The 24,447-nt window shown below is 51.0% G+C and carries 17 protein-coding genes and 1 tRNA gene; 12 read left to right on the top strand and 6 right to left on the bottom strand.

Translation table 11 applies throughout. From position 1 onward, the window contains the following. Positions 1–121: 121 nt before the first annotated feature. The 6 genes from TREPR_RS00955 to TREPR_RS00930 all read left to right on the top strand — a co-directional run bounded on the left by TREPR_RS00955 (position 122) and on the right by TREPR_RS00930 (position 6,450). A complete protein-coding gene (locus TREPR_RS00955) occupies positions 122–673 on the top strand; it encodes an STAS domain-containing protein (protein ID WP_041610959.1) in 552 nt (183 codons plus the stop codon). Between the two features lie 34 nt (positions 674–707). After that, positions 708–1,085 (top strand): type III secretion system chaperone family protein, encoded by a 378-nt coding sequence (locus tag TREPR_RS00950; RefSeq protein WP_015706393.1) that lies wholly within the window; start codon positions 708–710, stop codon positions 1,083–1,085. A 33-nt stretch (positions 1,086–1,118) separates the two neighbouring features. Next, positions 1,119–1,817, top strand: a complete 699-nt coding sequence (locus tag TREPR_RS00945) for a PspA/IM30 family protein (RefSeq protein ID WP_015706392.1) — start codon at positions 1,119–1,121, stop codon at positions 1,815–1,817. A 354-nt stretch (positions 1,818–2,171) separates the two neighbouring features. Next, positions 2,172–3,164 carry a hypothetical protein gene (locus tag TREPR_RS00940; RefSeq protein WP_015706391.1) on the top strand — a complete coding sequence of 331 codons (993 nt, stop codon included), beginning with the start codon at positions 2,172–2,174 and terminating at the stop codon, positions 3,162–3,164. Further along, complete coding sequence (locus TREPR_RS00935; RefSeq protein WP_015706390.1) at positions 3,161–4,981, top strand: hypothetical protein; 1,821 nt, start codon at positions 3,161–3,163, stop codon at positions 4,979–4,981. Before TREPR_RS00940 ends, TREPR_RS00935 begins: the two co-directional genes overlap by 4 nt. Positions 4,982–5,055: 74 nt before the next feature. Continuing rightward, on the top strand, positions 5,056–6,450 hold the full coding sequence (locus TREPR_RS00930; protein WP_015706389.1) for a neutral metalloprotease: 1,395 nt from the start codon (positions 5,056–5,058) through the stop codon (positions 6,448–6,450). Between the two features lie 6 nt (positions 6,451–6,456). On the opposite strand, the gene murA is transcribed toward TREPR_RS00930, so the two are convergent. The 4 genes from murA to flcA form a co-directional block, all read right to left on the bottom strand. Further along, positions 6,457–7,737, bottom strand: coding sequence for a UDP-N-acetylglucosamine 1-carboxyvinyltransferase (murA, locus tag TREPR_RS00925; RefSeq protein WP_015706388.1), 1,281 nt, complete (start codon positions 7,735–7,737; stop codon positions 6,457–6,459). Between the two features lie 58 nt (positions 7,738–7,795). Then, positions 7,796–8,446 carry a diacylglycerol/polyprenol kinase family protein gene (locus TREPR_RS00920; protein ID WP_015706387.1) on the bottom strand — a complete coding sequence of 217 codons (651 nt, stop codon included), beginning with the start codon at positions 8,444–8,446 and terminating at the stop codon, positions 7,796–7,798. A gap of 180 nt (positions 8,447–8,626) precedes the next feature. After that, positions 8,627–8,698, bottom strand: a tRNA-Val gene (locus TREPR_RS00915). A gap of 69 nt (positions 8,699–8,767) precedes the next feature. Continuing rightward, positions 8,768–12,607 carry a periplasmic flagellar collar protein FlcA gene (gene flcA / locus TREPR_RS19085; protein WP_015706386.1) on the bottom strand — a complete coding sequence of 1,280 codons (3,840 nt, stop codon included), beginning with the start codon at positions 12,605–12,607 and terminating at the stop codon, positions 8,768–8,770. A gap of 175 nt (positions 12,608–12,782) precedes the next feature. Here flcA and TREPR_RS00905 point away from each other — a divergent pair, with 175 nt between their 5' ends. The 3 genes from TREPR_RS00905 (at position 12,783) to TREPR_RS00895 (ending at position 18,801) form a co-directional block, all read left to right on the top strand. Next, the gene (locus tag TREPR_RS00905) at positions 12,783–13,529 is read left to right on the top strand and encodes an early set domain-containing protein (protein WP_041610958.1); all 747 of its coding nucleotides are present in this window, start codon (positions 12,783–12,785) and stop codon (positions 13,527–13,529) included. A 112-nt stretch (positions 13,530–13,641) separates the two neighbouring features. Beyond that, entirely contained in the window at positions 13,642–17,022 is a 3,381-nt protein-coding gene (locus TREPR_RS00900; RefSeq protein WP_015706383.1) for an ATP-binding protein, read from the top strand. A 36-nt stretch (positions 17,023–17,058) separates the two neighbouring features. Beyond that, positions 17,059–18,801 carry a hypothetical protein gene (locus TREPR_RS00895; RefSeq protein WP_015706382.1) on the top strand — a complete coding sequence of 581 codons (1,743 nt, stop codon included), beginning with the start codon at positions 17,059–17,061 and terminating at the stop codon, positions 18,799–18,801. Here the strand turns inward: TREPR_RS00895 and TREPR_RS00890 are convergent. Together TREPR_RS00890 and TREPR_RS00885 are read right to left on the bottom strand one after the other, a co-directional pair. After that, on the bottom strand, positions 18,752–19,915 hold the full coding sequence (locus tag TREPR_RS00890; RefSeq protein ID WP_015706381.1) for a DUF362 domain-containing protein: 1,164 nt from the start codon (positions 19,913–19,915) through the stop codon (positions 18,752–18,754). The genes TREPR_RS00895 and TREPR_RS00890 overlap by 50 nt on opposite strands. 65 nt (positions 19,916–19,980) lie before the next feature. Next, positions 19,981–21,012, bottom strand: a complete 1,032-nt coding sequence (locus tag TREPR_RS00885; protein WP_015706380.1) for a LacI family DNA-binding transcriptional regulator — start codon at positions 21,010–21,012, stop codon at positions 19,981–19,983. Positions 21,013–21,296: 284 nt separating this feature from the next. On the opposite strand from TREPR_RS00885, the gene TREPR_RS00880 reads away from it, so the two are divergent. From TREPR_RS00880 to TREPR_RS00870, 3 genes are read left to right on the top strand one after another with little or no spacing between them, the layout of a single operon-like run. Then, the gene (locus TREPR_RS00880) at positions 21,297–22,466 is read left to right on the top strand and encodes an extracellular solute-binding protein (protein ID WP_015706379.1); all 1,170 of its coding nucleotides are present in this window, start codon (positions 21,297–21,299) and stop codon (positions 22,464–22,466) included. Between the two features lie 55 nt (positions 22,467–22,521). Then, positions 22,522–23,589: an ABC transporter ATP-binding protein gene (locus TREPR_RS00875; protein ID WP_015706378.1), complete on the top strand. Its 1,068-nt coding sequence runs from the start codon at positions 22,522–22,524 to the stop codon at positions 23,587–23,589. A gap of 8 nt (positions 23,590–23,597) precedes the next feature. Beyond that, positions 23,598–24,443, top strand: coding sequence for an ABC transporter permease (locus tag TREPR_RS00870; protein WP_169313396.1), 846 nt, complete (start codon positions 23,598–23,600; stop codon positions 24,441–24,443). Positions 24,444–24,447: the final 4 nt, after the last annotated feature.

Here is a 24,447-nt window from a genome sequence, read left to right as displayed (position 1 = left end):
ATATTTGACAAACCATAAACGAGATTATATTATAGAAAGAAGTATAATCTGTCGATATTATAAAGTAATAAGTTCGTATAGACATCTGATGGAGGGTTGATTTTTGGGCGAAGGGAGCGTTATGACTAATAACGAGATTATTGCCGGGTTTGACGACGAAAAAGATGAAAGCCTCAAGATAAAGCTGCAAAAGATTGCAGAAGTAGAGGGTTGTCTTGTTCTGTATCTTTCCGGTTATATTGACACCTACAATTCCAATTATTTCCAAAAACGGGTAGCCAAAGCTATTGAGTCAGGCTTTATACGCCTGGTCTTTCAATGCGGGGGACTTAACTACGTTTCTTCCACCGGCATAGGCTCCTTTACCGCCTTCCTGAAGTCCGTTAAACCCCGAGGGGGTGACCTGGTGCTTCTGGAAATCCAGCCAAAGGTATATGAGGTATTCCAATTGCTGGGATTTTCCCAGTTTTTCAATATCAAAGACAATCTGGATGATTCGGTAAACTTTTTCCGAAGCGGCACAACCGGGGAACAGCTTTCCCTTTTCCCCAAGGTCTTTTCGTGCCCCATCTGTTCCAAAAAACTTAAGGCCCTCAAACCCGGCCGCTTCCGGTGTTCCGAATGTAAAACCATCCTGGCAATCGACAATTCCGGACAAGTGTTCCTTGGATAAGCTCGGTTTATGATTCTTTTCCGGAGGGTCTGGCATGGCGGAAAATAAAGTAGAACAATACCTTATTGATCTAATGCTTTCGTATCAGGAAGCGGACACTAATGTCTGGCTGATTGATGATGAAGAACATGCTCTGCAGGGTGTAGCGGTAGCCCTGAGCGAACCCCTGGTGATCCTGCGGGCAGTTGTCATGGACACCCCGAAAAGAAACCAACTGGAACTGTTCACCAAGCTCCTAGAATTGAATTCCAATGATCTGGTGCATGGCGCCTATGCCCTGGAGGGCGATAAGATAGTTTTAATTGATACTTTAGAATACGATACCATGGATTTTACCGAATTCCGGGCTTCCCTGGACGCCTTTAGCCTGGCCCTGATTCAGCACTATCCAATTTTAAGTAAATACCGATAATTTTTACGGCAAGCCAGCCGGGAGGTCATATACATGGGAATTTTTTCAAGATTAAAAACCCTTATCTCTTCAAATGTGAATGATATAATCAATAAAGCCGAAAACCCGGAAAAAATGCTCAACCAGCTGTTGATCGATATGAATACCCAGCTTATCGAATCTAAAAAAGCGGTGGCCATGGCCATAGCGGACGAAAAAAAGCTTGAGCGGGAAACGGCAAACCAGGAAGCCCAAGCCCAGGACTGGGAGAAAAAGGCCATGCTGGCGGTACGGGCGGGCAAGGACGACCTGGCCAGAGAGGCCCTGCTCCGTCAGCAGGAATACACAAACAGCAGCGCCGAGTACCGCAAACAGTGGGAAGCCCAGAAAGCTTCGGTGGACAAGCTCAAGGAATCCCTCCGTGAATTGCAAAATAAGATTGAAGAGGCTTCGCGAAAGAAGAATCTCCTGGTAGCTCGGGCAAAACGGGCGGAAGCCCAGCAGAAGATACAGAACACCATTTCCAGCGTCTCCGGCAACCGGACCGCCTTTGATGCCTTTGACCGTATGGCCCAGAAGGTAGACCAGATGGAAGCCCAGGCTGATGCCGCCAAGGAACTGGACGATTTTTCCGCCGACAATGACCTGGAAAAGAAGTTTGCGGAGCTGGAAAAGTCAGATACCAGCGCGGATATGATGCTCCTGGAATTAAAAGAAAAAATGAAGGCCCTGCCCGGCTCCACTTCTGAATGAATTAGGGTGGTTGAAAAACCCTGTTAAAGCCCTGTGGATAAAGCGTTGATACCTTGGGAAAAGAGGCTGCCGTGTATCTGTTTTTATACATTCTGATATTTTCTATACAGCCCTCCTTTTAAGCCTGATTTATAATTCATTATATTATAATAAATTATAGTCTTTATTTACTGTATATAATGTTTTTACTTGTTAAAAATAGCGAAAAAAACCATAAGCCCGGAAAAAGCAGTGCAAAAACATCAAGTATTACGTTGTGCATAAGTCGTGCAGGAACAAAGTAATTTTCGGTTCCTGCACAGGAAGCTTCCCCTGTTGCTTGCATTCACGGTTTTACCATGCTAGGCTTGAGTAATGAAAAATATAGCCCGGTTGGTGCTTTTTTTCAGCCTCTGCTTTATCATCGTCTTTGCCGTGGCGGGAGTCCTGAATTACCTCCAACTTTCGGCGGACGCCGCCAGGACCATACCCGCAGGTCCCCCGGTAAAACTGGCTGAATTTATTGCCACACTCCGGAACATATTTCCCCTATTGCTCTATATTATTATCCTGATGACCCTCAGTTACACCGTCCGGCGGGATATTCCCCTGGGCGTAACCCTGATCGGCCTCTTTATCTTGGCCGGCGGAATAACCTTAGGCCTTTCCCTGGGTCTGGACACCCTGGAAAGCACCGGCATAGGCCCCGGCGGCCTGTTTCCCCCCAGTCGCCCCGGGGCGCCGGCCAAAACCATGGGCGCTCCGGGGCTGATCCTGTCCCAGGGAGACACGGTTATGGTGGTTCTAGGGGATCCCGGTAAAAGCGGCAGCTCACGGGTGGTATCCATCCCCGGGCGCCCCCTGATATACCAGGAAGTACCCTCGGGTCCCAATAATACCATCCTGGCCCTACCCCCGGCGCCTTTCAGAAACGAGAATTCCTACCTGATGAGCGGCATCCTGGTCGATTCCACCCTGGTGGCGAAACAGTTCTCGTCCAGACTAAAACAGGGGCTTTTCCCTTTTGCCCTTTACGGCGCTGCCCTCATCTTCCTGCTCATATCCCTCCGTTTCGTCCTGGATCTAAGTTCCTGGCCCCTGGCAAACCTCTTTTCCGGCGCCCTGGTATTCCGGGGCATCCTGGCTTTTCAAACCTTCATCGATGCCTCGGCCATTCAAGAATTTATCCTGAAGTTTTTTGATAACCGGATTGAAGCGTTTTTTATAAGTCCCGTTATTTTTACCGGAATTGGGATTATCGTCCTTATTTATACCCTGTTGGTGAGCTTTGTCCGGAGCCAGGGGAAACCCAAGGGCCGCATTCTCCGGAATTCGCGGAAGAAACGGCGCCGGGAGGTCCGGCAATGATCAAGATAACCAGGGAGCAAATTTCTTCGCCCGCCGGTGTTTTTGTCCTCTATATGGTGATTTCTTTTCTGGTCATCATGGGTTTCCGGTTTATTTTCCCCGGCGAACCGGCGCCCCTGGGGTGTTTCTTTGCTGACTGGCGGCTCAGCCGGGGGATACTGGACTATATTGCCCTTTTTCCCGCCCTGGTCATGTCCGCTCTGGTTATTCCCTTCGGGTTTAAAATCGACATGGACGAAGCCTATACCCGGTTCTCCCCCAGATTCCTGGAAAAGTTACGAAGCGCCATCTTAGCCGCCATTATCGCCACCGCCGTCTACGGTCTCCTGTTCTTTATTGCCCTCCCCCTGGCGGAGGAAAGCCAGTCCAATATGCACTTTGAAGGTGAGCTGTTTACCATGGCAAAATCCCGGACAGAGCTGCATAGTGCGCAAGGGGAATGGGAAGAGGCGTCCCAGTTCCTCAAGGTCTGTGAAAATATCTGGCCCCAGAGTCCGGAAATGGAGCAACTGCGGATACGGATATCCATCGGGGTAGAAACCGCCTGGTCTTCCGGAATTGGCCTGGGGGATTCCCGGCATGGTACGCAAAGTACCAGGGCGGCAAACCCCATCATGGGTGACCAGAAAAGGGCAGTACAGGACGCCACGGAAGCCCTGAGCCTGTCCAAAGCTGCATTGCAGGAAAAACGGTATTATGACGCCCACTGGCTGGCTACCCTGGCATCCCAGTTGACTAAACCGGGAAGCATGGAAGCCCAGGAAGCCGCCCGCACCGCGAGCCTTGCCTGGAACGCTGTTTCTTCCCTGGAGCCAAGCGCCCAGGAAAACCGGATCTACGCCCTGTACCGTCTGAAACGGGACGGATATGAAGCCATGGTTTCCGAGGAATGGATCAGGGCCTATTATATTTTCCGGGAATTGGCGGAACAGACCCCGGATGATCCGGATGTGGCAAAATTCCTTGCCTTGAGCGAACAGGGAACCGCCGGGGTAGCCTTCTTTATTGACGAGATCGAAGCGGGGATTGGGGAAAATCTTACCGGGGCGGTTTTCTCCCTGCCCCTGGTACCCACCGCCCAGACTGCCGGGGGCAGTTCCAGGGATGGAACCCCAGGCGGCCGGGTGGTACTGCGGACCAACTCCCTCAGCACTTTCCGGGACTATTCCTACGCCATAGGGGTAGAGCTTGCGGCCTTTGATGGAAATAACCGTCCCCTTTACGAAATGGAAGCGGCCTACGCCAAATTCATCCCCATGTCGGTGCGGGGAAAACCCCGACTGGTTATTCTGCTCCGAACCCTGGACCGGTATAATGAGAATGTCCGCTGGGAGCCGGTCTGGACCGGACCGGGGTACTCCGACCTGGGGGATGCCCAGATCGCCCTGGATACCACCTACGAGCACTTTCTCAGACTTTCTAAGGCTCGGCGCCGGGTAGACAGCCTGAACATGGCGGATCTCATGGCCATGAGCCGGGATTTTGGGAACTACGGGTACATACCCCAGGTATTCCAGATGGAAATTATCCGGCGTATTTCCGAGCCAGTGCTTCTGCTGCCCCTAACCATCCTGTCAATCATCATAGGATGGCGGTTTCGGGCAAAAGCCCGGCCCAAATACCTGGGGATACCCATGCTGGCCATTATTCCCCTGGTACTGAACGGGGTAGTGCATCTTGCCCGGGCTATTTCCAGGGTTCTGGAGCTTTGGCTGCTCCTTTCTCTAGGATTTTCCATGGCGATTACCCTTTTTATCGTCGTTTCACTGATCTTTTTTATCCTAACTCTGATATTTTTAGCTTCCCAACATGGATAATGGGAAAAAAATGTTTATAATGATAAAAGAAGCCTAGCAGGAGCTTCCATAACAACCATAGAAAGGGGTTATTCTTGAGGAATAGTTCAAAGTGGGGAAGGACCCTGCTTCTTTTTATCATATTGGCCGCAGCAGGTTCCTGTAATGTTTTTAATCCCAGCCCTTTAATAGAAAATCCGGGAGACCCCTGGTATTATGACCGGGCCTTTATCGCCCATAACTTTGAAACAAAAAGCGCCTATACTATGTATGGTCTGCACCTCGCGGAGAATGACCGGTGCATCATCTACGGGGAAAACTCCTGGGCCAGGCAAATTTCCCCATACATGAAACAGCGGATCCAAGAAGTTGCGCAGGAGTATAGCGAAAAAATCTACCCCAGGGTAACCGAGGCGTTCGGCGAACCTCTGGATATTGATCAGAATAATAAGCTTATTATCATATTACTGGATATAATTGACGGCATCCCCCCAGGGACGGATTCCTATATTGCAGGATACTTTTATGCCACCGATATGGGAAACTCAACTAACTCCAACAAGGGGGAGATCATCTACATGGATATCTCCCCAGGTTTCCCGGGGACGCAGCCCTTTAACGCCACCATAGCCCATGAATTGCAGCACCTGTTGCGGTACTCCGCCGAGTACCGGCAGAAAACCCGCGGAACCCCTCTCTGGCTGAACGAGGGACTCTCCACCGCTGCGGAGTATATCTATCTAGAAGAATACCTTGATGATTCGATTTGGTTTTATAACGAGGATCCCCAGGGAACTATTGCGGAGGGAAACAACTTTTTTTATTGGGAGAGTACCGATTTGGCGGATTATTCCACAGCCTACCTGTTTTTTCAATGGCTCCGTATCCAGACCCCTCCCACAGAAGATGACCCCAAGGGGTTCAGAATTTACAAAAAAATATGCGAATATCTTGATGCAACGTCTCCCGATGATAACAGTCCGGGAACCGCTGCGGTGGTCCGCGCAGCAAAAGAACTAATAGACAAAGATTTGGATTCCTGGGAGAAGCTGCTCCGGGCCTGGCTCACGGCAAATTATCTACAGGTGGCAGATAAAACCGCCCCCCTGGGACTCTATGGATATAACAACGAATTCGAAGACCTCGCGTTTCATCCCTATTCGGGAAATGAAAAAATTAAATGGCTGCTCCCCGGCGAGGGGGTTTTCAGCACCCTTCCTGCCGGCGGCTTTACCCCCGGGGATAGCGGCAAACATATCCGCTATGCCCTGTTACGTGAAGGGCAAGCGCCGGATTATAACCCGGAATTAAAAACCTATTCCGGCAATTTTCTCCTGACCTATAATGCCGGGGATGCCGATGGAGAAGCAGAAGCCGCTTATGTCACCGGGATACCAGCGCCGAAACAAAAAACCACCACACCCCGGACCATCAGGATAGGAGCGCCCCGACGGATAGACGGCACCAGCCTCCTGCCGCCCTGGAAATAAGCCGGTTCAGTCTTCGCTGGCCTTGATCCGGGCCCCCAGTGATGAAAGCCGGGCCACCAGGTGTTCATAACCCCGCTCAATCTGGTAAACATTGCGGATAATGCTCTTACCCTCGGCACACATGGCAGCAATGACCATGGCCATACCGGCCCGTACATCCGGGCTTTGCAGTTCTGATCCAGAAAGCTTGGTAGGGCCGGAGATAACCGCCCGATGGGGATCACAAAGTACAATCCGCGCCCCCATACCGATGAGCTTATCCACAAAAAACATCCGGGACTCAAACATCTTTTCGTGAACCAGCACGGTGCCCTTAACCTGGGTGGCCACCACAGTAATAATACTGGTCAGGTCCGGTGGAAAGCCCGGCCAGGGGGCGTCATCGATCTTGGGTATCATCCCCCCCAAATCGCAGTTCACCTCCAGGGCCTGGTCTTTCGGTACATGCAGGGTGGAACCCTCATGCTCCCAGACTATGCCCAGCTTCCCAAAGGCTATCTTCGCCGGCCGCAGGTCCCTGAAGCTGGGTCCTTCGATGAAAAGTTCCCCCCCGGTGGCCGCAGCAAGGCCGATAAAGGACCCCACTTCCATAAAGTCCGCCCCTATCTCAAAATCGCAACCCGATAATTTTGTTACCCCCCGTATTCTGAGGATATTGGAACCAATCCCGTCGATTTTTGCACCCATGGCGCTGAGCATACGGCACAGATCCTGAACATGGGGCTCACTGGCGGCATTGGTCAGGATAGTCTCCCCCCGGGCCAGCACCGCCGCCATCACGGCATTTTCAGTAGCGGTTACCGAAGCTTCATCCAGGAAAATATCCGCCCCCATAAGTTTCGAAGCACTGAAGTTAAAGGCACTGTCAATTTTCACCTGGGCCCCCAACTCGGTGAGCACCAGGAAGTGGGTATCCAGCCGTCTACGGCCTATGATATCCCCCCCGGGCGGGGGCAGCACCACCTTGCCGGTCCTTGCCAAAAGCGGCCCTGCAAAGAGGATAGAAGCCCGTATCTTCCGGGCATACTCCAGGGGCACCTCGGAGTTTTTTATATCACCCAGGCTCATGCGATAGGCATTGGGTCCTAGAGGTTCAACGGTCCCCCCAAAAGAACGATATATGGAAAGCATCACCTGGACATCTTCAATATCGGGAATATTCCGGAGTATGACCGGCTCACCGGAAAGGAGGGCGGCTGCGATACAGGGCAGGGCAGCGTTTTTATTACCGCTGGCCCGGATGGTCCCGCTAATGGGAAACCCACCCTCAATAAGGTATTGATTCATAAGACGACTTTACCCGGCGAAGCGGTTTATGTCAAAGGACTTGATAGGGATACTGTTTTTACAGGGCGGTCAACTGCACCATAAAGCCAACACTTATGGGCAGGGCTATGTTATCGTAGTCTTCCAGGGGCAGGGCTTCCACCAGGGTCGCGGTAACGGCAGCGATCAGGGCGGTTCGTGAGTTCAGAGAAACCTGATAAGCGGTAAAGAACACCGCCCCGAAACAGGCCAGGGAGCCTTCAACACTCTTGCCCCGCATGAAGCCGGGCCTATGTTGACCAAAGGCCTTGCCGATAAGGCTGGCAAAACCATCACCGAAAGCCAAGGCATAGATGGCAATGGCCGCCGCCGGGGAAGGGTACAAGAGCAGGGCAAGCAAGGCGCCTAATCCAAGGGTAACCGGCCCCAGGACAAAACGATCCCGGTCCCTGGGCCGGGAAGCCATACTGGTAAGGGAGGAAACCAAGGGAACCTCCACCCCCGCAAGCCGGAGAGTCTCCATACAGGCGTAAAAAAAGGTTCCAACCATGAGAAGCGCTACCGTAAAGGGCCGATTAATCGCCGCCATACTGGGGCTGAGGGCAATGAGAAAATGCATAGATTTCCGGACCAGTTCAGTCTTGATTTCCTGGAAGCCAAGGGCCTCCGCATCAAACCTCACTAAGCGGGAAATATTTATACCGATTTTCTTTGCACTCACCTTTTCCATAATATATTACTAGCAAATACTGTGCCATCTGTGATTTTTTTTGATAATGTTTTCTAATTCATTGTATTACAAGCAATTAAAAAAGGCAGGAAATCTCTGAAAAAACCTTTGAGCTAAAAGTGTACAAAAAAACATACAGAGCATATTCAAAAAATACTATGGCTTGTTTGGAAATAATTTTGGGCGATACTAGATTTGAACTAGTGACTTCTACCGTGTGAAGGTAGCACTCTCCCACTGAGTTAATCGCCCGTGACGGTATATTACCACCCCGGCGGCGCCCCTGTCAACGCATGAGCATCCCATGGAGCGCTCGAAGAACTAAGGCTGCTCGGTCACACTGGTAAGCCGGAAATCCTGTGGCACCAGTTCCTCCCACACCGAGGGCTCCAGCATGTCCTTGTCGATCTGGTTGTACAGCTGGGGTTCATAACCCGGTTCGGGATAGAGGGCGTTTCGGGAATTGAGGTAGGCCAGGTTGATACCCGGAGAGGAAAGGTCCCCCACTCCGGATCGAACCATGGAAACGGGATTACGGGTCAGGGAGTCCCAGGCCCGGGAGGATTCGGTGTAGAGGGCCAGGGCACGGGAGCGGTAACTGCGGTTACCGGTTGCTTTGGTCAGGGCTTCCAGGGTGACCCCCAGGTTGTTCCGGGCCACCATCATCCGCTCCGCCAATTCCAGGTGTTCCGGCCGGTCGTTGGGCATGAGCAGGGGGAAACGGGCCCGCTCGGAGTCCAGGAGGTCCAGGAGGCGGTTGAAATAGCCTTGTGCATTGAAGTAGTTGCCCCGCATATAGGAGGCGTTCCCCAGGGCATTGAGGAGCCGCCGGTTCAGGGGCATCTCCGAGGAAACCGTAAAGAACCGATCCAGGGCCGGAGCCCATTGTTGCTGCTGATAATAGGCTGAGCCGATACGGTACTGAATTTCCGCCGGAGCCCAGCCGTTCTGTTCAGCCTGTAAATAGTATTCTAAGGCCTGGGGCATATTGCCGGATTTGGTGAAGTATTCCAGATCACCCAAATCCGCGTAGAGCCTGCCAAATTCAGGGGAGCGGTTGAGGAAACGCCGGCTGAGGGCATCCTCATAGATACCGATGCCCTTGATAAGCTCCTCCTCGGCAGGGAAAAATTCCCGGGCCCCGATCATCATCTCCGCCAGACGCCGCTGGGTGTCCAGCCGATACTGGGTACGCCGGGTAGATTCCTCGGGGGCCAGGTCAAAAGCCTGGGCAGCAATTTCAAGGGTCTGCCGTTCCTCCAGGTTATTACCAAAACGGTTATAGTACCGGGCCAAGTGATAATGGGCTTCAGGCAACCGGGGGGCAGCCCGCACTGCCCGGATCAGGATATCCCTCATTCCCTCAATCTGGCTGATGTGTTCATCCGGTACACCCCGGGCTTCCTCAAAACGCTTGTCCAGCAGATAGCCCCCCAATTCCGCCAGGGTAGCCGGAGAAATTTTCCGTTTAGAGGGATCCGCCATAAAGTACTGCTGCAAGGGAAGGACCTCCCCCAGGTTATCAACCCGGATAAAGTACCTCATCATCCGCTCGACCGAAGGATCCTCCCATCCATACTTTTCCAGTACCCGGGCGTAGGCGCTGCGGGCTTCTTCATAACGGGAGGGATCAACTTCTCCCCAGAGCAGGTTATTATCACCCAGGGCCAGGAGTCCGTCCTTATCATCAATAGCATATTCCAGAAGACTTAAACGGAGGATGCGATCCGCTTTGGCATAGTTCCTGAGGTAATTAGTTTCCATATTTGCATAGTCCAGGGCGCCTTTTTTATCCTTGGGGTAATGCTGCAGAAGTTCATCGTACTTTTCTTCCGCGTAGATGTACTGCCGGGCATCCCGGAAAGCTTCGGCGTATTTGTAAAACCAGTCTTTCTGCCGGTGCCGTTGGAAGGCCCGGTTAAACCGTTCATTTGCCTGGGCATAGCTACCGGTGGGAATAAGTTCATAGCCCTGCTTATAAACCGAATTGGCGTACATGGGAGTGTAGATAAATTCATAGCCCAGGTAGAACAGGGACGCCGCCAGCATGGCGATGATCAGGAACAGCCGCAGGACCGGCAGGAACTTATGAATAAAGACATAATGAAAGCTGGCCTGTTCGGCCTCTAACTCTTCACCGGTTTTCTTTTCAAACCCCTTGGGGATGGTGATAGATTTGCCCAGAATTTTTCCCGCCAAGGTGGCTGCTTCTTTTGCGGGCCCACCCCGGACCAGAAGCTTGACCAGTGCGGACATGAGATCCGGGGCCACAGCCTGTTCAGCGATTATTTCTTCAATGGCAATCCGTAAATTCAGGGGATAGCCGGCGAGGGTTTTCCGCAACCGGTCAAATTCGATCTCGTCTAAACGGATCTCCTCCACCGTATCTTCCGGTGCCGGCGATCCTGCTTTCTTGGCAGGCTTGCCCGGGCCAGGTGTCTTGGGGGCAGTACCGCCGGCATTGAGGTTGTCATCGATCCCGGGTAAGGAAAAATCTTCCATATCGGGGAAACCAGAGGTACTCGCCTCGGTTTCTTCTGCAGCGCCGAACCCGATGTCCCCGCCATCGGGGCTGAACCCGTCAAAGGGATCGGCGCCTTCTTCCCCGGCTGCCACTTCATCGGGGTTGATATCCGGGAGCTCTGCCTCAAAACCGTCACCGGCTTCCCCATCATCCATCAGGGAAATACCCTCTGCCTCGGACAGACCGGTATCTCCCCCAGCGGCTTCCTCTATATCATCAGCGAAACCATTCAACAAGCCATCCATGGCACTGGAATCAAGGTCCGGGAAGCCCGAATCAGTACCGGTGTTTTCTCCCAAATCGCCATCAAAGCTTGGGAACCCATCATCCGTACTGTCCAAGTCTGGAAGGCTTGAATCGCCAATATCCGGGAAGGAATCCTCTGCACCATCTCCAGGGCTTTCATCAGGCGTCTCAAAAGCCGGAAGCTCCGCACCCAGATCCAAGCCGCCATCCAGGTCTGGCCCAAGGTCCAGTCCCGAAAGATCCAGATCAGTTTCGCCCAAGTCCGGGAAGGGCTCATCAGTACCGGCGTTCTCGGCGGCATTTTCATCAAAGTCCGGGAATCCCGCATCCAAGTCCAGATCAGTTTCGCCCAGGTCCGGGAAAGGCTCATCAGTACCGGCGTTCTCGGCAGCATTTTCATCAAAGTCCGGGAATCCCGCATCCAAGTCCAGATCAGTTTCGCCCAAGTCCGGGAAGGGTTCATCAGTACCGGCGTTCTCGGCAGCATTTTCATCAAAGTCCGGGAATCCCGCGTCCAGGTCCAAATCGGTATCGCCCAAATCGGAGAAAAGTTCCTCCTCCGCATCAGCTGAAGTGACTGCATCATCCCCTAAATCGCCGAAATCCTCATCAAAATTGGCATCGGGAATATCAGTATCCGGGATAGCTTCATTGCCCAAATCTCCGGGATCGCCGAAATCTATGTCAAAACTGGCATCCGGAATGTCCGGGGTTTCCGCATCTCCTGCGGGTTCTGAAACCTCAGAGCTGATGAACTCGCCGTCCTGATCACCTAAATCAATGTTAAAATCGTCACCCAAGTCGGAAAGGTCTGCTTCTGCGGCGTCCGTTTCGGGTAAACCTTCGCCGGACGGGGCTTCTTCCCCTGGGGGCTCTGTTTCACCAACAGGTTCCGCCGGAGCGGCAAGAATTTCGTCAAAAACACTTTCAGTGGGCGGTGGTGGAGTTAAATTTGCAGGACCGCCCCCCAGGAGATCTCCGAAATTAAAACCGAGGCCTAAATCATCATCTTCTTCTTCAACCGGGACCGCCGGAGTGGCTGCGGGTGGTGCAGAGGGGGTATTTCCGAAAGGCCGGGGGGGGGTTGCCTGAGCCCTACCAACATCCGCCGCCGGAGACACCGTTGCAGGTTCCCGGGCCGGAGCCCCCGTGGGAGGGGGAGGCGGAATTGGGGCTATGGGCTCTTGTGGAGAATCTATGGGCTCCTGCGCAGGTGGGGCTATAGGCTCCTCTGGAGGAGCTTTCGGGGCCGGCGGGGGAAGGGGTACAGGTTCGGAGCCGGGAAGCGGCAGGTCATCCAGGGGGATTTCCAGTTGGGACAGAACCATGGCTTCGTCGGCGATATTGCCAAAAGAGGTTTTAAAGTTTTTCAGTTGCTCTAATGACGGCATTACTAAGATTTTGAGGCATCAGGGTGGAATTGTAAATAAGGTCTAAAAAAGGCCATAATTCTGATGCTCCTTATGGTAATTTATCGGCAAAATTAAAGGCAGGATATAGAATCTTATACCGCCGATTAAGATATTCCCCTGTAAACCGATAATAAAACAAGGTATGACAGTGGGCATGAAAAAAATCATTATCCCGGCGCTCCTTCTTGGTATTATCACCGGTATTGGCGCCATAGATATGGACTCCTACCAGTTTATCAATCACCTCCTGACCCTCCCCGGCCCGGGGACGCCGGAGCTGTTCGACGATGGGGTAATTTTTACCGCCCCCTCCACCCACCGGAGGGTTGGCATCGCCTACGCCCATGAAGGCTTTGCCCGGGTCTATTGGTTTGAAAAGCTGATGAAGGCCAAGGACGAATTGACCCCACAGGAAGAAAAAAGCAAAAATATCGTGGATCAGTACCGAGATTCGGGGATACTCTTTCATGTTTACACGGTACCTCCGGAGATTCGGGAACTGGAGTACCGCCTGGTTATCGACGGTCTCTGGACCACGGACCCTCTGAATCCCCTGTACCGGATCGACCAAAAATCCGGAATAGTCCGTTCAGTAATCCCCATGCCGGAGCCGAACAAGATCCCCACCGCCTTTGACGGCCCGCCGGGAACCCTGACTTTCAACTACCAGACCTCATCGGGGGAAACCATCACTGTGGCAGGCTCCTTTAACGGTTGGGACCCCTTTATGTACGAACTACGGGAAATCAGTTCCGGTAATTATGCCCTTACCCTCCCTTTGCCACCGGGAACCTACCATTACGTCTTTTTCCACCGGGGTCAGCGCATTTTGGACCCTTTTAACCACAACCGGGCCTATACCATCGAAGGGATGGTCGTCACAGAAGCTGTGGTACACTAGCTCCCTGGCAAATCTTGAACTAATCCATAACAGGGGCTATACTCCTACTAGAAAATACGATTAAAAATCTCTACACCCGCTGAAGCTACGGTCAGAAAAAGGATGGTGGACCATGTCACTCCGCATAAAAGTTATCTATGCAATCACCCTTATTGCGGTTTTTATTATAGTCTTTGGTATAGGCGCAGGTATGTTTTTTACCACGACCCATATGCAAACAACCATAGTAAACGATATGCAGGTGATGGCAGATATTGCTGACCGACTGATCACCGCCGATATATACCTGTTTAAGTCTAATACCGCCAGGGCAGCGGGGTACCTGCAGCATATACCAATGGACCAATTATCAAGCGCCCTGAAAGAGCAGGTTGATGTAAATGCCGAGTTCACCACCCTTACGGTGCTGGACCAGAACAGGGTCATTGCGTCCTACGGCCCATCCCCTACGCCTCTTGATGTGTTAGATGATACCTACATACAGCGCGCTTTTTCGGGTGATATGGTTGTGACAACTACCAGGATCGACGCCGCAGGAGTTCTGGTTTTTCACGTTCTGGTACCCATAGATGAAGAACGGGTACTCTCCGCAACCATACTTGGTATGAGAATCAGTGACGTACTTTCCGATTTCACCATCTGGGAGTCCGGCCACATCTTTGTAGACGATGGGGAAGGATATGTTCTGGCTAACCCACGGCCCCAATGGGTATTGGAACGGTACAACTTCATTGAAATGGCGAAAACCAACAGCGAGTATGAAGGAGCCGCAGCAATGGTACACCGCATGATCCAGGGAGAAACCGGTGTAGGAAGGTTTTCCATGGACGGAGTCGATCGCATCAGTGTTTTCCGACCGATCACGGGATCAAAATCCGGCTGGTCACTGGGTGTAATCGCTCCATTAAGGGAAAGCGCCCTGTCAGACGTACAAAACGGGCTGCTTCTGGTAGGGGTAATATGCCTCCTGCTGAGTGTTTTCGCCGCCATTTTTGCTTCCTCCTTCATAGAAAAGCCCTATACAACCATACACGACATGAACACTGCTCTGGAATATCAGGCCAGTGTTCTTCACACCATCAACGATGCTGCGGCAGTATTGCTTCAATCAGATGTGGAGCGTTTTGAAAAAGATCTCCATAATTGTATGGATATGTTTGCCAAATGCGTAGGGGTGGACCGTATGCGCATCTGGGAAAACAGTACCATTGACGGAAAGCTATACTGTTCCCAGATTTACGAGTGGTCCGAAGGGGCCGAACCACAGGAAGGCAAGGATATCACAAAAAATATCCCCTACGACGAAAATATACCCGGCTGGGAAGAAAAACTCTCATCCGGCCAGTGTATCAACGGCATAGTGTCTACTTTCTCAAAAGCGGAACAGGACCAGCTTTCTCCCCAGGGCATCATTTCCATACTGGTTATACCGGTTTTCTTTAAGGAACAGTTTTGGGGATTTGTGGTCTTTGACGACTGCCGGAAGGAACGCATCTTTTCTTTGGAGGAAGAAAACCTTCTCCGCTCAGGGGGCCTCCTAATCGCCGACTCCATGCTGCGCAATGAAATGACCCTGGATCTGGTACAAGCCCGAGAAATAGCCCTGGAAAGCACTGAAGCAAAGAGCCGCTTCCTCGCCAATACCAGCCATGAGATGCGCACCCCCCTCAATGCCATCATAGGTTTCAGCGAAATGCTCCTGGGGTCCGACAGCCTACAGGGTGAAAATTTTGAAAACCTGGAAAAGATTCGCAACTCCGGCATGACCCTCCTGGGGATCGTCAATGATGTTTTGGATATATCAAAAATAGAATCCGGAAAATTTGAAATGATCCCTGTGGAATACTATACCCCCAGCCTTATCAACGATACTATCAACTTTAATATAATGCGTATCAATGACAAGCCCATCAGCTTTGAACTGCATATAGATGAAAATTTACCGGAAAAATTATTTGGCGACGAACTGCGGGTCAAGCAGATATTTAACAACATCCTGAGCAACGCCTTTAAATACACCAGAGAAGGCCGGGTAGAATGGCGTCTTTCCTTTGAGCAGGACGGTGACAGCGCCACTTCCAACGCAATTCCCCGCGCATGGATCGTTTCCAGCATTAGCGACAGCGGCATCGGCATAAAGCCTGAGGATGTACAAAGACTGTTCTCCGATTACAACCAGGTGGATACCAAGAGCAACCGCACCATTGAAGGGACTGGGCTTGGCCTTTCTATCACCAAAAAAATTGTGGAGATGATGGACGGGTCAATCACCGTGGAAAGCGAATACGGCAAAGGCAGCACATTCACAGTGCGTCTGCGCCAGGGGCTGGTGGAATGTAACGTAATTGGAAAAGAAATTGCCGAAAAACTCAGCGAATTTAACTATACCGATGACCAGCGCAGGCAAAACTCCCAGTTTGTACGGACCCGGCTCCCCTATGCCAGGGTGCTGGTGGTGGACGATGTCCCGACCAACCTGGATGTGGCTATAGGGATGATGAAACCCTACGGAATGCAGATAGACTGCGTGGCCAGCGGCCCCGCTGCCATTGATCTTATTCGTAAAGAAGAAATCAGATACAACGCCATTTTCATGGATCACATGATGCCTGAAATGGACGGCATTGAAGCGGTACGCATCATCCGGGAAGAAATTGGTACAGAATACGCCAAGACCGTTCCCATCATCGCCCTGACCGCCAACGCCATTGTGGGAAACGAAGAAATGTTTTTAAATCACGGGTTCCAGGCTTTCCTCTCAAAACCCATCGAAATCATGCGCCTGGATTCGGCGATCAACCACTGGATACGGGACAAAAACCAGGAGACAGATTTGCCTACCTGGGAAAATACCACCCCCATGAACGATGAAACGCCACAGGGTCATACGGCGGATCTTTCCATAGACCCGGCTTTCCCGGTAGACACCAATATAGAAGACATGGACTTGCAAAAAGGCTTGGATCGTTTCGGCGGGGATCCGAAATTATACACCGGGGTTCTGAAATCCTATATACAGAATACGCCCCCTCTGCTTGAACAGTTAAAGAATTGCACCGCAGAAGCCCTGCCTGCATATAGCATAGTCATCCACGGCATCAAAAGCAGCAGCTACGGCATCGGCGCCCAAACCGCAGGTGCCCTGGCGGAAGCACTGGAAAACGCTTCAAAGGCGGGAGATTTCACCTTTGTGCAGGAAAACAATCAGGGGTTTATCCTAAAGGCGGAAGCATTGATTGCCGGCCTTTCCGACATGCTCCAGAGCATGGAAGAGGAGCGCCCAAAACCACACAAGGTTGAACCGGACAAAACAACACTTGCTGCCCTGCTTGAAGCCTGCAAGCTGATGGACATCAAGGCGGTGGATAAGGTCATGGAAGAACTGGAACACTTTTCCTACGACTCAGGATCTGACTTGGTAGAATGGCTGCGGAACCAAGTGAACATGTCAGGGTTTATGGAAATAGAGGAACGGCTAGGACAAGCCCAGTAACGGTGTTCCCGTCATGCGAATAAAAAGGAGCAAACTATGTATAACAAACAGTTATGGACTGCCATGACAAATCAGAAATCAGCCTTAAAATTATTCGCTCACGCCGAAGCGAAGCTTCGGAACTCGCTCACCAGACTAGGCGCAGTATCCGCCCTTCTTCTTGCTCTGACGTTCATCGGCTGCCCCGGTAACAGTCCTTCGGATCCGCCGCCCTACATCCCATCCGCCGTCGATACGATGGTAAGCGCCGTCGATCTTACCAACCTGATTAATGCTCCTATTAAAAATAAAGTTCCGGTTACCACAATTACTACCGAAGCACAGTACACAGGGACTATCACCTGGCAAACCGAAGGATCCCCCGCTTTGTCCAACGATGCTAAATTTTTGCCCAATACCGTATATACAGCCAACGTTACTCTGAGCGCCAAGCCCGGGTACACCTTTTCCGGCTTTGCGGCAGGCGCCATTATCTATTCAGGCATCGGCATAATAACACCTAACCTGGTGAACTCAGGTAACGTAACTATTTCCTTCCAGGCTACTACTGCTGTCGGTGTTGACATCCCGGTGAATGACCTGAATTTAACCAGCCTCATTAAAGCCCCTGTTGCCGGTGTAACACCCAGTACCACGGTAAATACCCCGGACGACCCGCAGTATACAGTTTCATCTGTCCAATGGCAACTCGCTGATGGAACCGCTTTTTCCGACCCTTTTGCAGTCTCCACAGTATATAAAGCCGTGCTTACCCTGGACGCTGAGGACGACTTTACCTTTACCGGCGTAACGGCCTTTACTTATACCGGTTCAACAAAGGTAACCAGTACGGAGAACTCAGGCGCAACAATCGCTGTAACTATCACCTTCCCGGCTATAGCGCCTACCCTCACCAAGAGCCTGACCATTACCGGCATACCTACCGCGGCTCAGGGTCTGGGATTGCATTGTCTGGTATTTCTGACAACCACTACGGACCTCACCACTGCTGTCGCAAGCGCCGGGGGCGGCCCCATACTCACAGGTACGACATCCATTGCCGGTGACCTGAAAACTATTACGAGCAGCGGAGCTAACCTTGGACTTAGCAATGACAACTGGGTCGGGAGCGGTCCCTATTACGTCAGTCTCATTATTGCAACAACGCCGATAACCAGCCCCACCCAGAGTGATATTATTGCAATGTTCCTCACCAGGAACCCGGTCAATTTTGATACCGATCCGACATCCTTATCCATATTAGACTTTGAGCTCACCGGCAGCACCCCAGGGGATGGCAAGACCCTGACCATTAACGGCATACCCGACAAAATTCAGGGCAAGTATTACCTGGCATTTCTGATAACCTTTGAACAGTTACTAAACTCCAACTTCATACCCACCGCAGTCGCCATAGGCGGCATACCCGCAGGTACGACATCCATTACCGGCAACCTGTTAAGTATTACGGTCAGCGGAGAAAGCTATTCAGTGAGCAGTAGTTGGAACGGAAGCGGTCTCTATAACGTTGGTATCATTGTTGAGGACACGGATGGTAGTGGTAAAATGTACATTACCACGCTCCCGGTTAATTTCAATAAAAATGCGACCGTATCCTTTAAGAGCTTCCAGTCCATATCCATAAACCTGACGGCAGTGAGCCAGCCAAATCCTCCAAAAACAGCGACGACCCGGGCCTCTCCCTTGAAGGCCCTCGATGGGCAGGCTGCCCCAGTCCCATACCTTAGCCCTATTCTCCGAGCAGCACTTCTCCCAGGGGAACATTTTTTATCCCAATAGCCTTGACCGGGCATATCTCATGGCAGCAGTAACAGCGGATACAAACCTTGTAGTTAATCTGCACCCGCTTTTCCGAACCCTCACCTGAGAGGGTCATGGCCTTGGAACCGCAGATACGGGTGCAGTCCCCGCAGCGCAGACAAAGCGCATGGTCTATTACCGGCCGGGGGGTCAGGCGTTCCCGGAATTTGCGAAAGGACCGGGGGAGGAGAAATTCAGTAAGCTGGCCACCCTTTTTTTTGAAGGGTATCTTCTCAAAGTCCGGAATATGTAGTTCCCCCGGGGCAAGCAGGGGGTACACTATCTCCGGGAGCTTCCCCGGAAGCGCCGAGAGCCAAATGCCCCGGTCCAACGCCTCTCGGGTAACCGGAATTTCCAGGGGGGGATAACCGATAATTTCGCTGGCGGCGATATCCATTGCCAGAAGGTTTGATGAACCCAAAACCAGGCCTATTTGCCGGGGGTAACCCGATCCGGGACCAGGACCTTCCATACCCACAATGGCATCCATCAAAGCGTAATGGGGCATCACCGCTGTGTTCAGGTCCACGATCATTGCTGCAAACCCCTCCCGACTGGGGAAACGGACGTGCATGGGGCTTTTCATCACCGAAGGTATAAGCCCAAAGAGGTTCTTCATAGCCCCGGTATAGTACATAAGCTGATGGGTTTTAAGTTTAGGGAGACTGATAATGCAATCCACTTCTTTAACCGCAGCAGTAATGGTGAACTGCTTCATCGCCTTGCCATCAGGACAGGGGACCTCAGCCTTTTCCCGGGTAAAGTCCACCCAGTCGGCGCCCATCCGGAGAGTTAGCTCCCCCAGCCCGGACCGTTTCCCCGTAAAACCCGGTTTCTGCAAGCCCGGGCTATCCCCCACCATGATCCGGGCGGCCCCCCGTTCCCGGACCAGCCGTATGGCGGCCTCCAAAAACACCGGATGGGTGGTGACCGCCTTTTCCGGCGGCTCATCGGAGACAATGTTCGGTTTGAGGAGCACCCGCTTAGCCCGGACATCAAAGTCCCCGGCAGCCTCCACCGCCAGGCAAAGAGCCCGGTAGACCGCTTCCGGTTCGTAGGTTTCACAACGGGTAATGGCGACTTGCTTGTTCATTACAATGGTATTACCTCAAATACCCCATAAAATCTACCGCTGCATAGAGTACCAAATATCCGGTTTTACAAACTGTTCTGTTTGATAAAAATCTCATTGTGGGTCAGTATATGCCGTTCCTCCGGCTCAATTCCGCAGACCAGATAGTCAAAGAGAACTTTAAGCGGCAGATAACCCTGACGGTATGCCTCCTGGCCGATCACGGCGGTCATGGATCCTTCTATCAAACAAAGTTTAGCAGCCGGGATCAGATCAAAACTGATATGGATAATCCGGCCAATCAGCCCCAGATCCTTAATAGCCTGGCATACGGGAATTGCATTTCCTGCAACAGTAAAAATCGCATCAATATCAGGATGCTCTTTCAGAAGGATCATCGTTTTCTCATAGGTAAAAACCGGGTCCATGATTATATCCGCCTCTTCGGTCACAACACAGCGGGTACCCAGAGCTTTAAGCTCACTCATAAATCCTGCGATCCGCTGCTGATGGCTCATCATATAATGGGTACCCTTAAGGACCGCAATATTTTGGTATTTCCCCCGGGCAAAAAGATGTAGCAGCCCCGCAGCGGTCCTGCCGCTTTTGTAGTAATCATTTCCGACATAACAAAAAGGCTCAAACCCTTCAATTTCCGAATTGAGAACCACCACGGTAATACCGGCAGCCTTAAGCTGGAACAGCCGTTCCCGAACCGAAGGATCGTTTAAGGGAACAATGGCCAGAGCTGAAATACCTTCGGCATAAAGCTCATCAATAAGGGCAAGATGTTCTTCCGGCCTGAAGTAATTGAAAAACCGCCGCAGTACCTTCACTTCATATTCCGCCAATTCGGTGGTAATCTTATCCACCCCTATCAGCAGCTCTGACCAGAACCCCCGTACATCGCTGCGGCAAATAATTCCAAATTTCAGTTTCTGTTTTTGGACAGCGAGCTGTTTAGCGGCCCTGCTGGGCTTATATTCCAATTTCTGCACGATAGCCTGAACACGTTTCCGAACTTCCGCATTGACCCTGCCCCGGTTATGCAGTACCCGATCCACCGTGCCCCTGGAAACTCCCGCCAGGGATGCAATTTCCTTGATCGTAATTGCCATATACACTCCATAATATGCGTGCATGTGCACATTTTATAATTTTAGCACCCATACCGGTATACCCGGTAAAAAAGGCTTTGTATATACCCAACAACAATTTATTTACGCTATTTTATTATATATTTATCCATAAATAAGAATTAAATTCTTTCAATGGTAAAAAAAATTGATTATTAAAATATTTCTTGACAGCCTGAAATTCCTGGTCTATAATCTTTTTATAAATGCGTGCTCGGACACGCAAAAATGGCTTTAACGCCCTAACAATCTGGAGGAGGATGGTTATGTTAAAGAAATTGGTATATTTAGCTGTCGCGATACCTTTACTCTGTACGGTATTCATTTCATGCAGTCCGAAAACCGGGAAGGCTTTAACCGGCGGAGAGGCAACCCTGGAGGAACTCCTGAATAAACCCTGGGCGGAAATTGAGGCCCAGGCAAAACAGGAAAAGGAAGTTGTTTATTGCGTCTGGATGGATGAAGCGGAATGGACCCAAGTGGGCAAGCTCTTTACCGATAAATACGGTATTAAGGTAAATTTGGTGCTGGGTGAAAAAATAGCGGTTATGAACAAGGCCCTTGCGGAACTGAGCGGCAAGGGTAACCTGGATGTAATGATGCTATCCGGTGAAACCGTTAACTCCCTCATGAACGCCAATGCTCTGGCGTCGGGGGTACTGGGCAAGTTGGAAAGTAAAAGCAAGCTGGTCCAGGGACTCAGCCTGCGTAAAGAAGGGGTCAGCAATGATAAGCAGTACTGGGCGCCGGTCAATATTAACCCCGCAGGATTTTTATACAATACCAACAATATCAAAAACCCTCCCCAGACCTGGAAAGAATTTGAAGCCTATATCGACCAAAACCCCAAACGCTTTGGTTTTTGTCTCCCCGAAAAGGGCGGTACCGGCCAAGCCATGATGGAAGCAATTATTGCCAATCTCACCGGCGGCCTTGATCAGTATCTCCTTGATCCCGCAGTTGATTCTGCTAAACTCAGCAAATGGCAGACTGTATGGAACTGGCTTGATGCCCGAAAAGATAAAATTGTGTATGTCAACAATAACGCCGATGCAATTGCCCGGCTTAACAGCGGAGAGCTGGATCTGGTGGTCGCCTGGAATTCAGGTGTGAACAGCGCCGTAAAAACCGGCGAAATATTCAAGCACTACGGATACTACGTTCCCCAATTTGGGCTCTGCTATTCAGGGGATACCCTGGCAATCCTGAAAAATACTCCCCATCCTGCAGCAGCGCTGCTCTGGCTTAACTGGATCACCTCCGAAGAAGCCCAGATAGCCGCCGCTAAATACCTGAATTTCATGACCGCCAGAACCGATGTGCAGGTAGATGTTTCCATGCTTGCCCCCGGGGAATCTGACAAGAATGTGGACTGGATGTCTGCGGTATACAAAACCCAGTATATTTCCGACTTTACCCGGAACATCCTGCAATAACTTCAAAGGGGCCGGTCTCGTCTGGCCCCTCATTTTTTTTTATGGAGGGATCTTCGTGGCTTTAGGACTATCACTCAAAAACATTACTAAAACCTTCGGGGACTTTAAGGCTCTCTCAGAGGTTAGTTTTGATATTCCGCCGGGTCAGTTTGTGACGCTTCTGGGTCCTTCGGGCTGCGGAAAAACTACCCTGCTGCGTATCATCGCCGGATTTCTGGAACCCGACGAGGGGGAAGTACTCTTTGACCAGACTGTGATGAACGATATCCCTCCCAATAAGCGGAATACCGCAATGTGCTTTCAATCCTACGCTCTCTTTCCCCATAAAACTGTATATGAAAATATCCGCTTCGGGCTGCGAATGCGCAAGGTCCCCCAAGAAGAACACCATCCGCGGATTGAAGAAGCAATGGCCATGGTAAACCTTACGGGGCTGGAACACCGGAAACCCTATGAACTTTCAGGTGGACAACAACAGCGTGTAGCCTTGGCCCGCTCAGTGGTAGTACGCCCGGAGATACTGTTATTTGACGAACCCCTGTCCAACCTGGATGCAAAACTCCGGGAAAAAGTCCGAGTTGAAATCCGGGATCTGCAAAAAAAACTTGGGATCACCACAATCTATGTAACCCACGATCAGGCGGAGGCTCTGGCTATTTCGGATTTGATTGTCGCTATGAAAAGCGGTACCATCCTTCAGAATTCCCACCCCCGGACTATTTACGATCAGCCCAGTTCCAAGTTTATTGCAGACTTTATCGGCTCTGCCAATATAGTGCCCTGTACCGTAAAGCGTCTTGGGGGATCCCTTTTCAGTACAGAAAGCCCCTACGGTACGCTCCGGGCGGAGGATCAGGATTTTCCCCGGGATCAGGGGGAAGCGTTCCTCTGCATCCGGCCTGAGGATGTCCGGCCGGCATTGGCCGGGGAAGATACCTCCGCCATGAACCTGGTTAACGGGGTGGTAGAAAATTCTGTGTACATGGGCAGCATGCTGGATCTTCGGGTTACGGTTAAGGACCATTTTCTCCAGGTTAATGTGTCAAAGGACTATCTAATCACTGTTGGCGCCCGGATAGACTTTACTATTCCCCCGGCAAAAATCCGGCTGTTGGAGAGTTAATGATGAGTGTGAAACGAAAAAAATTGGAATGGGGATATTTTCTGCTCATCCCCGGATTAGGGTATATCCTGTTTTTTCTGGCCGGCGCTGTAGGCATGATGATAGGACAGAGCTTCGGATTTTTCAATTATACCGGCAGCTCATCATTTTCCTTAAAGTACTGGCAAAATATTATTACCCAAAGCTTTACAGATGATCTTTTCTATTCTCTGAAGATAGCCGTATTTGCCTCTTTCATTTGTATCGTTCTTATTTATCCCCTTTCGCTGATTATACAAAAGGCACCCGGAAAAAAGACCATCGTATCTCTGATGAAAATCCCCATGTTCGTCCCTGCCCTGGTAGCATCGTTACTCGTACTTAATATCATTGATTATCATGGTATTATCAATATCGTACTGATTAAGCTGCGTATCATAGAAGAACCCCTGCGGATGCGTAATGATAAATGGGGTACAGCGGCGCTGCTCATCCAGATATGGAAAAATGTTCCTTTCATGATGATCATTATGTATTCCGCCGTGGAAGGAGTACGCAAGGATATTATTGACGCCGCCAGAAACCTTGGCGCAGGAAGAATATCTATTTTATCACAGATTGTCCTTCCCCTGACCCTGCCATCCGCATTGATTTCAGTTATTCTGGTGTTTATCCGGGTTTTCAACGATTTTATCATCTCCCGAACGGCGGGTCCCCTTTATCCCAACACCCTTTCCAATTTAATGCATGTTACCGCCTATCTTTATGATGACTGGCATTCCGCCGCATGCATTGGCTGCCTGATGTTGATAACCGCCGTGACCTTTGTGTCTATATACAGTTATATCAGCAAAAAATTGCTCCAACACCTATAAAGGA

Origin of the sequence: Treponema primitia ZAS-2 (assembly GCF_000214375.1) — a bacterium.
GTDB lineage: Bacteria > Spirochaetota > Spirochaetia > Treponematales > Breznakiellaceae > Termitinema > Termitinema primitia.
The sequence above is the reverse complement of the archived record's forward strand: the minus strand, read 5'-3'. Positions and strand labels throughout refer to the sequence as shown.

What these genes read in the sequence shown, in the direction of transcription:
- TREPR_RS00955 (WP_041610959.1), top strand. Translation starts at nt 122, where the DNA reads ATGACTAATAACGAGATTATTGCCGGGTTTGACGACGAAAAAGATGAA.
- TREPR_RS00950 (WP_015706393.1), top strand. Translation starts at nt 708, where the DNA reads ATGGCGGAAAATAAAGTAGAACAATACCTTATTGATCTAATGCTTTCG.
- TREPR_RS00945 (WP_015706392.1), top strand. Translation starts at nt 1,119, where the DNA reads ATGGGAATTTTTTCAAGATTAAAAACCCTTATCTCTTCAAATGTGAAT.
- TREPR_RS00940 (WP_015706391.1), top strand. Translation starts at nt 2,172, where the DNA reads ATGAAAAATATAGCCCGGTTGGTGCTTTTTTTCAGCCTCTGCTTTATC.
- TREPR_RS00935 (WP_015706390.1), top strand. Translation starts at nt 3,161, where the DNA reads ATGATCAAGATAACCAGGGAGCAAATTTCTTCGCCCGCCGGTGTTTTT.
- murA (WP_015706388.1), bottom strand. Translation starts at nt 7,737, where the DNA reads ATGAATCAATACCTTATTGAGGGTGGGTTTCCCATTAGCGGGACCATC.
- TREPR_RS00920 (WP_015706387.1), bottom strand. Translation starts at nt 8,446, where the DNA reads ATGGAAAAGGTGAGTGCAAAGAAAATCGGTATAAATATTTCCCGCTTA.
- flcA (WP_015706386.1), bottom strand. Translation starts at nt 12,607, where the DNA reads ATGCCGTCATTAGAGCAACTGAAAAACTTTAAAACCTCTTTTGGCAAT.
- TREPR_RS00905 (WP_041610958.1), top strand. Translation starts at nt 12,783, where the DNA reads ATGAAAAAAATCATTATCCCGGCGCTCCTTCTTGGTATTATCACCGGT.
- TREPR_RS00900 (WP_015706383.1), top strand. Translation starts at nt 13,642, where the DNA reads ATGTCACTCCGCATAAAAGTTATCTATGCAATCACCCTTATTGCGGTT.
- TREPR_RS00895 (WP_015706382.1), top strand. Translation starts at nt 17,059, where the DNA reads ATGTATAACAAACAGTTATGGACTGCCATGACAAATCAGAAATCAGCC.
- TREPR_RS00890 (WP_015706381.1), bottom strand. Translation starts at nt 19,915, where the DNA reads ATGAACAAGCAAGTCGCCATTACCCGTTGTGAAACCTACGAACCGGAA.
- TREPR_RS00885 (WP_015706380.1), bottom strand. Translation starts at nt 21,012, where the DNA reads ATGGCAATTACGATCAAGGAAATTGCATCCCTGGCGGGAGTTTCCAGG.
- TREPR_RS00880 (WP_015706379.1), top strand. Translation starts at nt 21,297, where the DNA reads ATGTTAAAGAAATTGGTATATTTAGCTGTCGCGATACCTTTACTCTGT.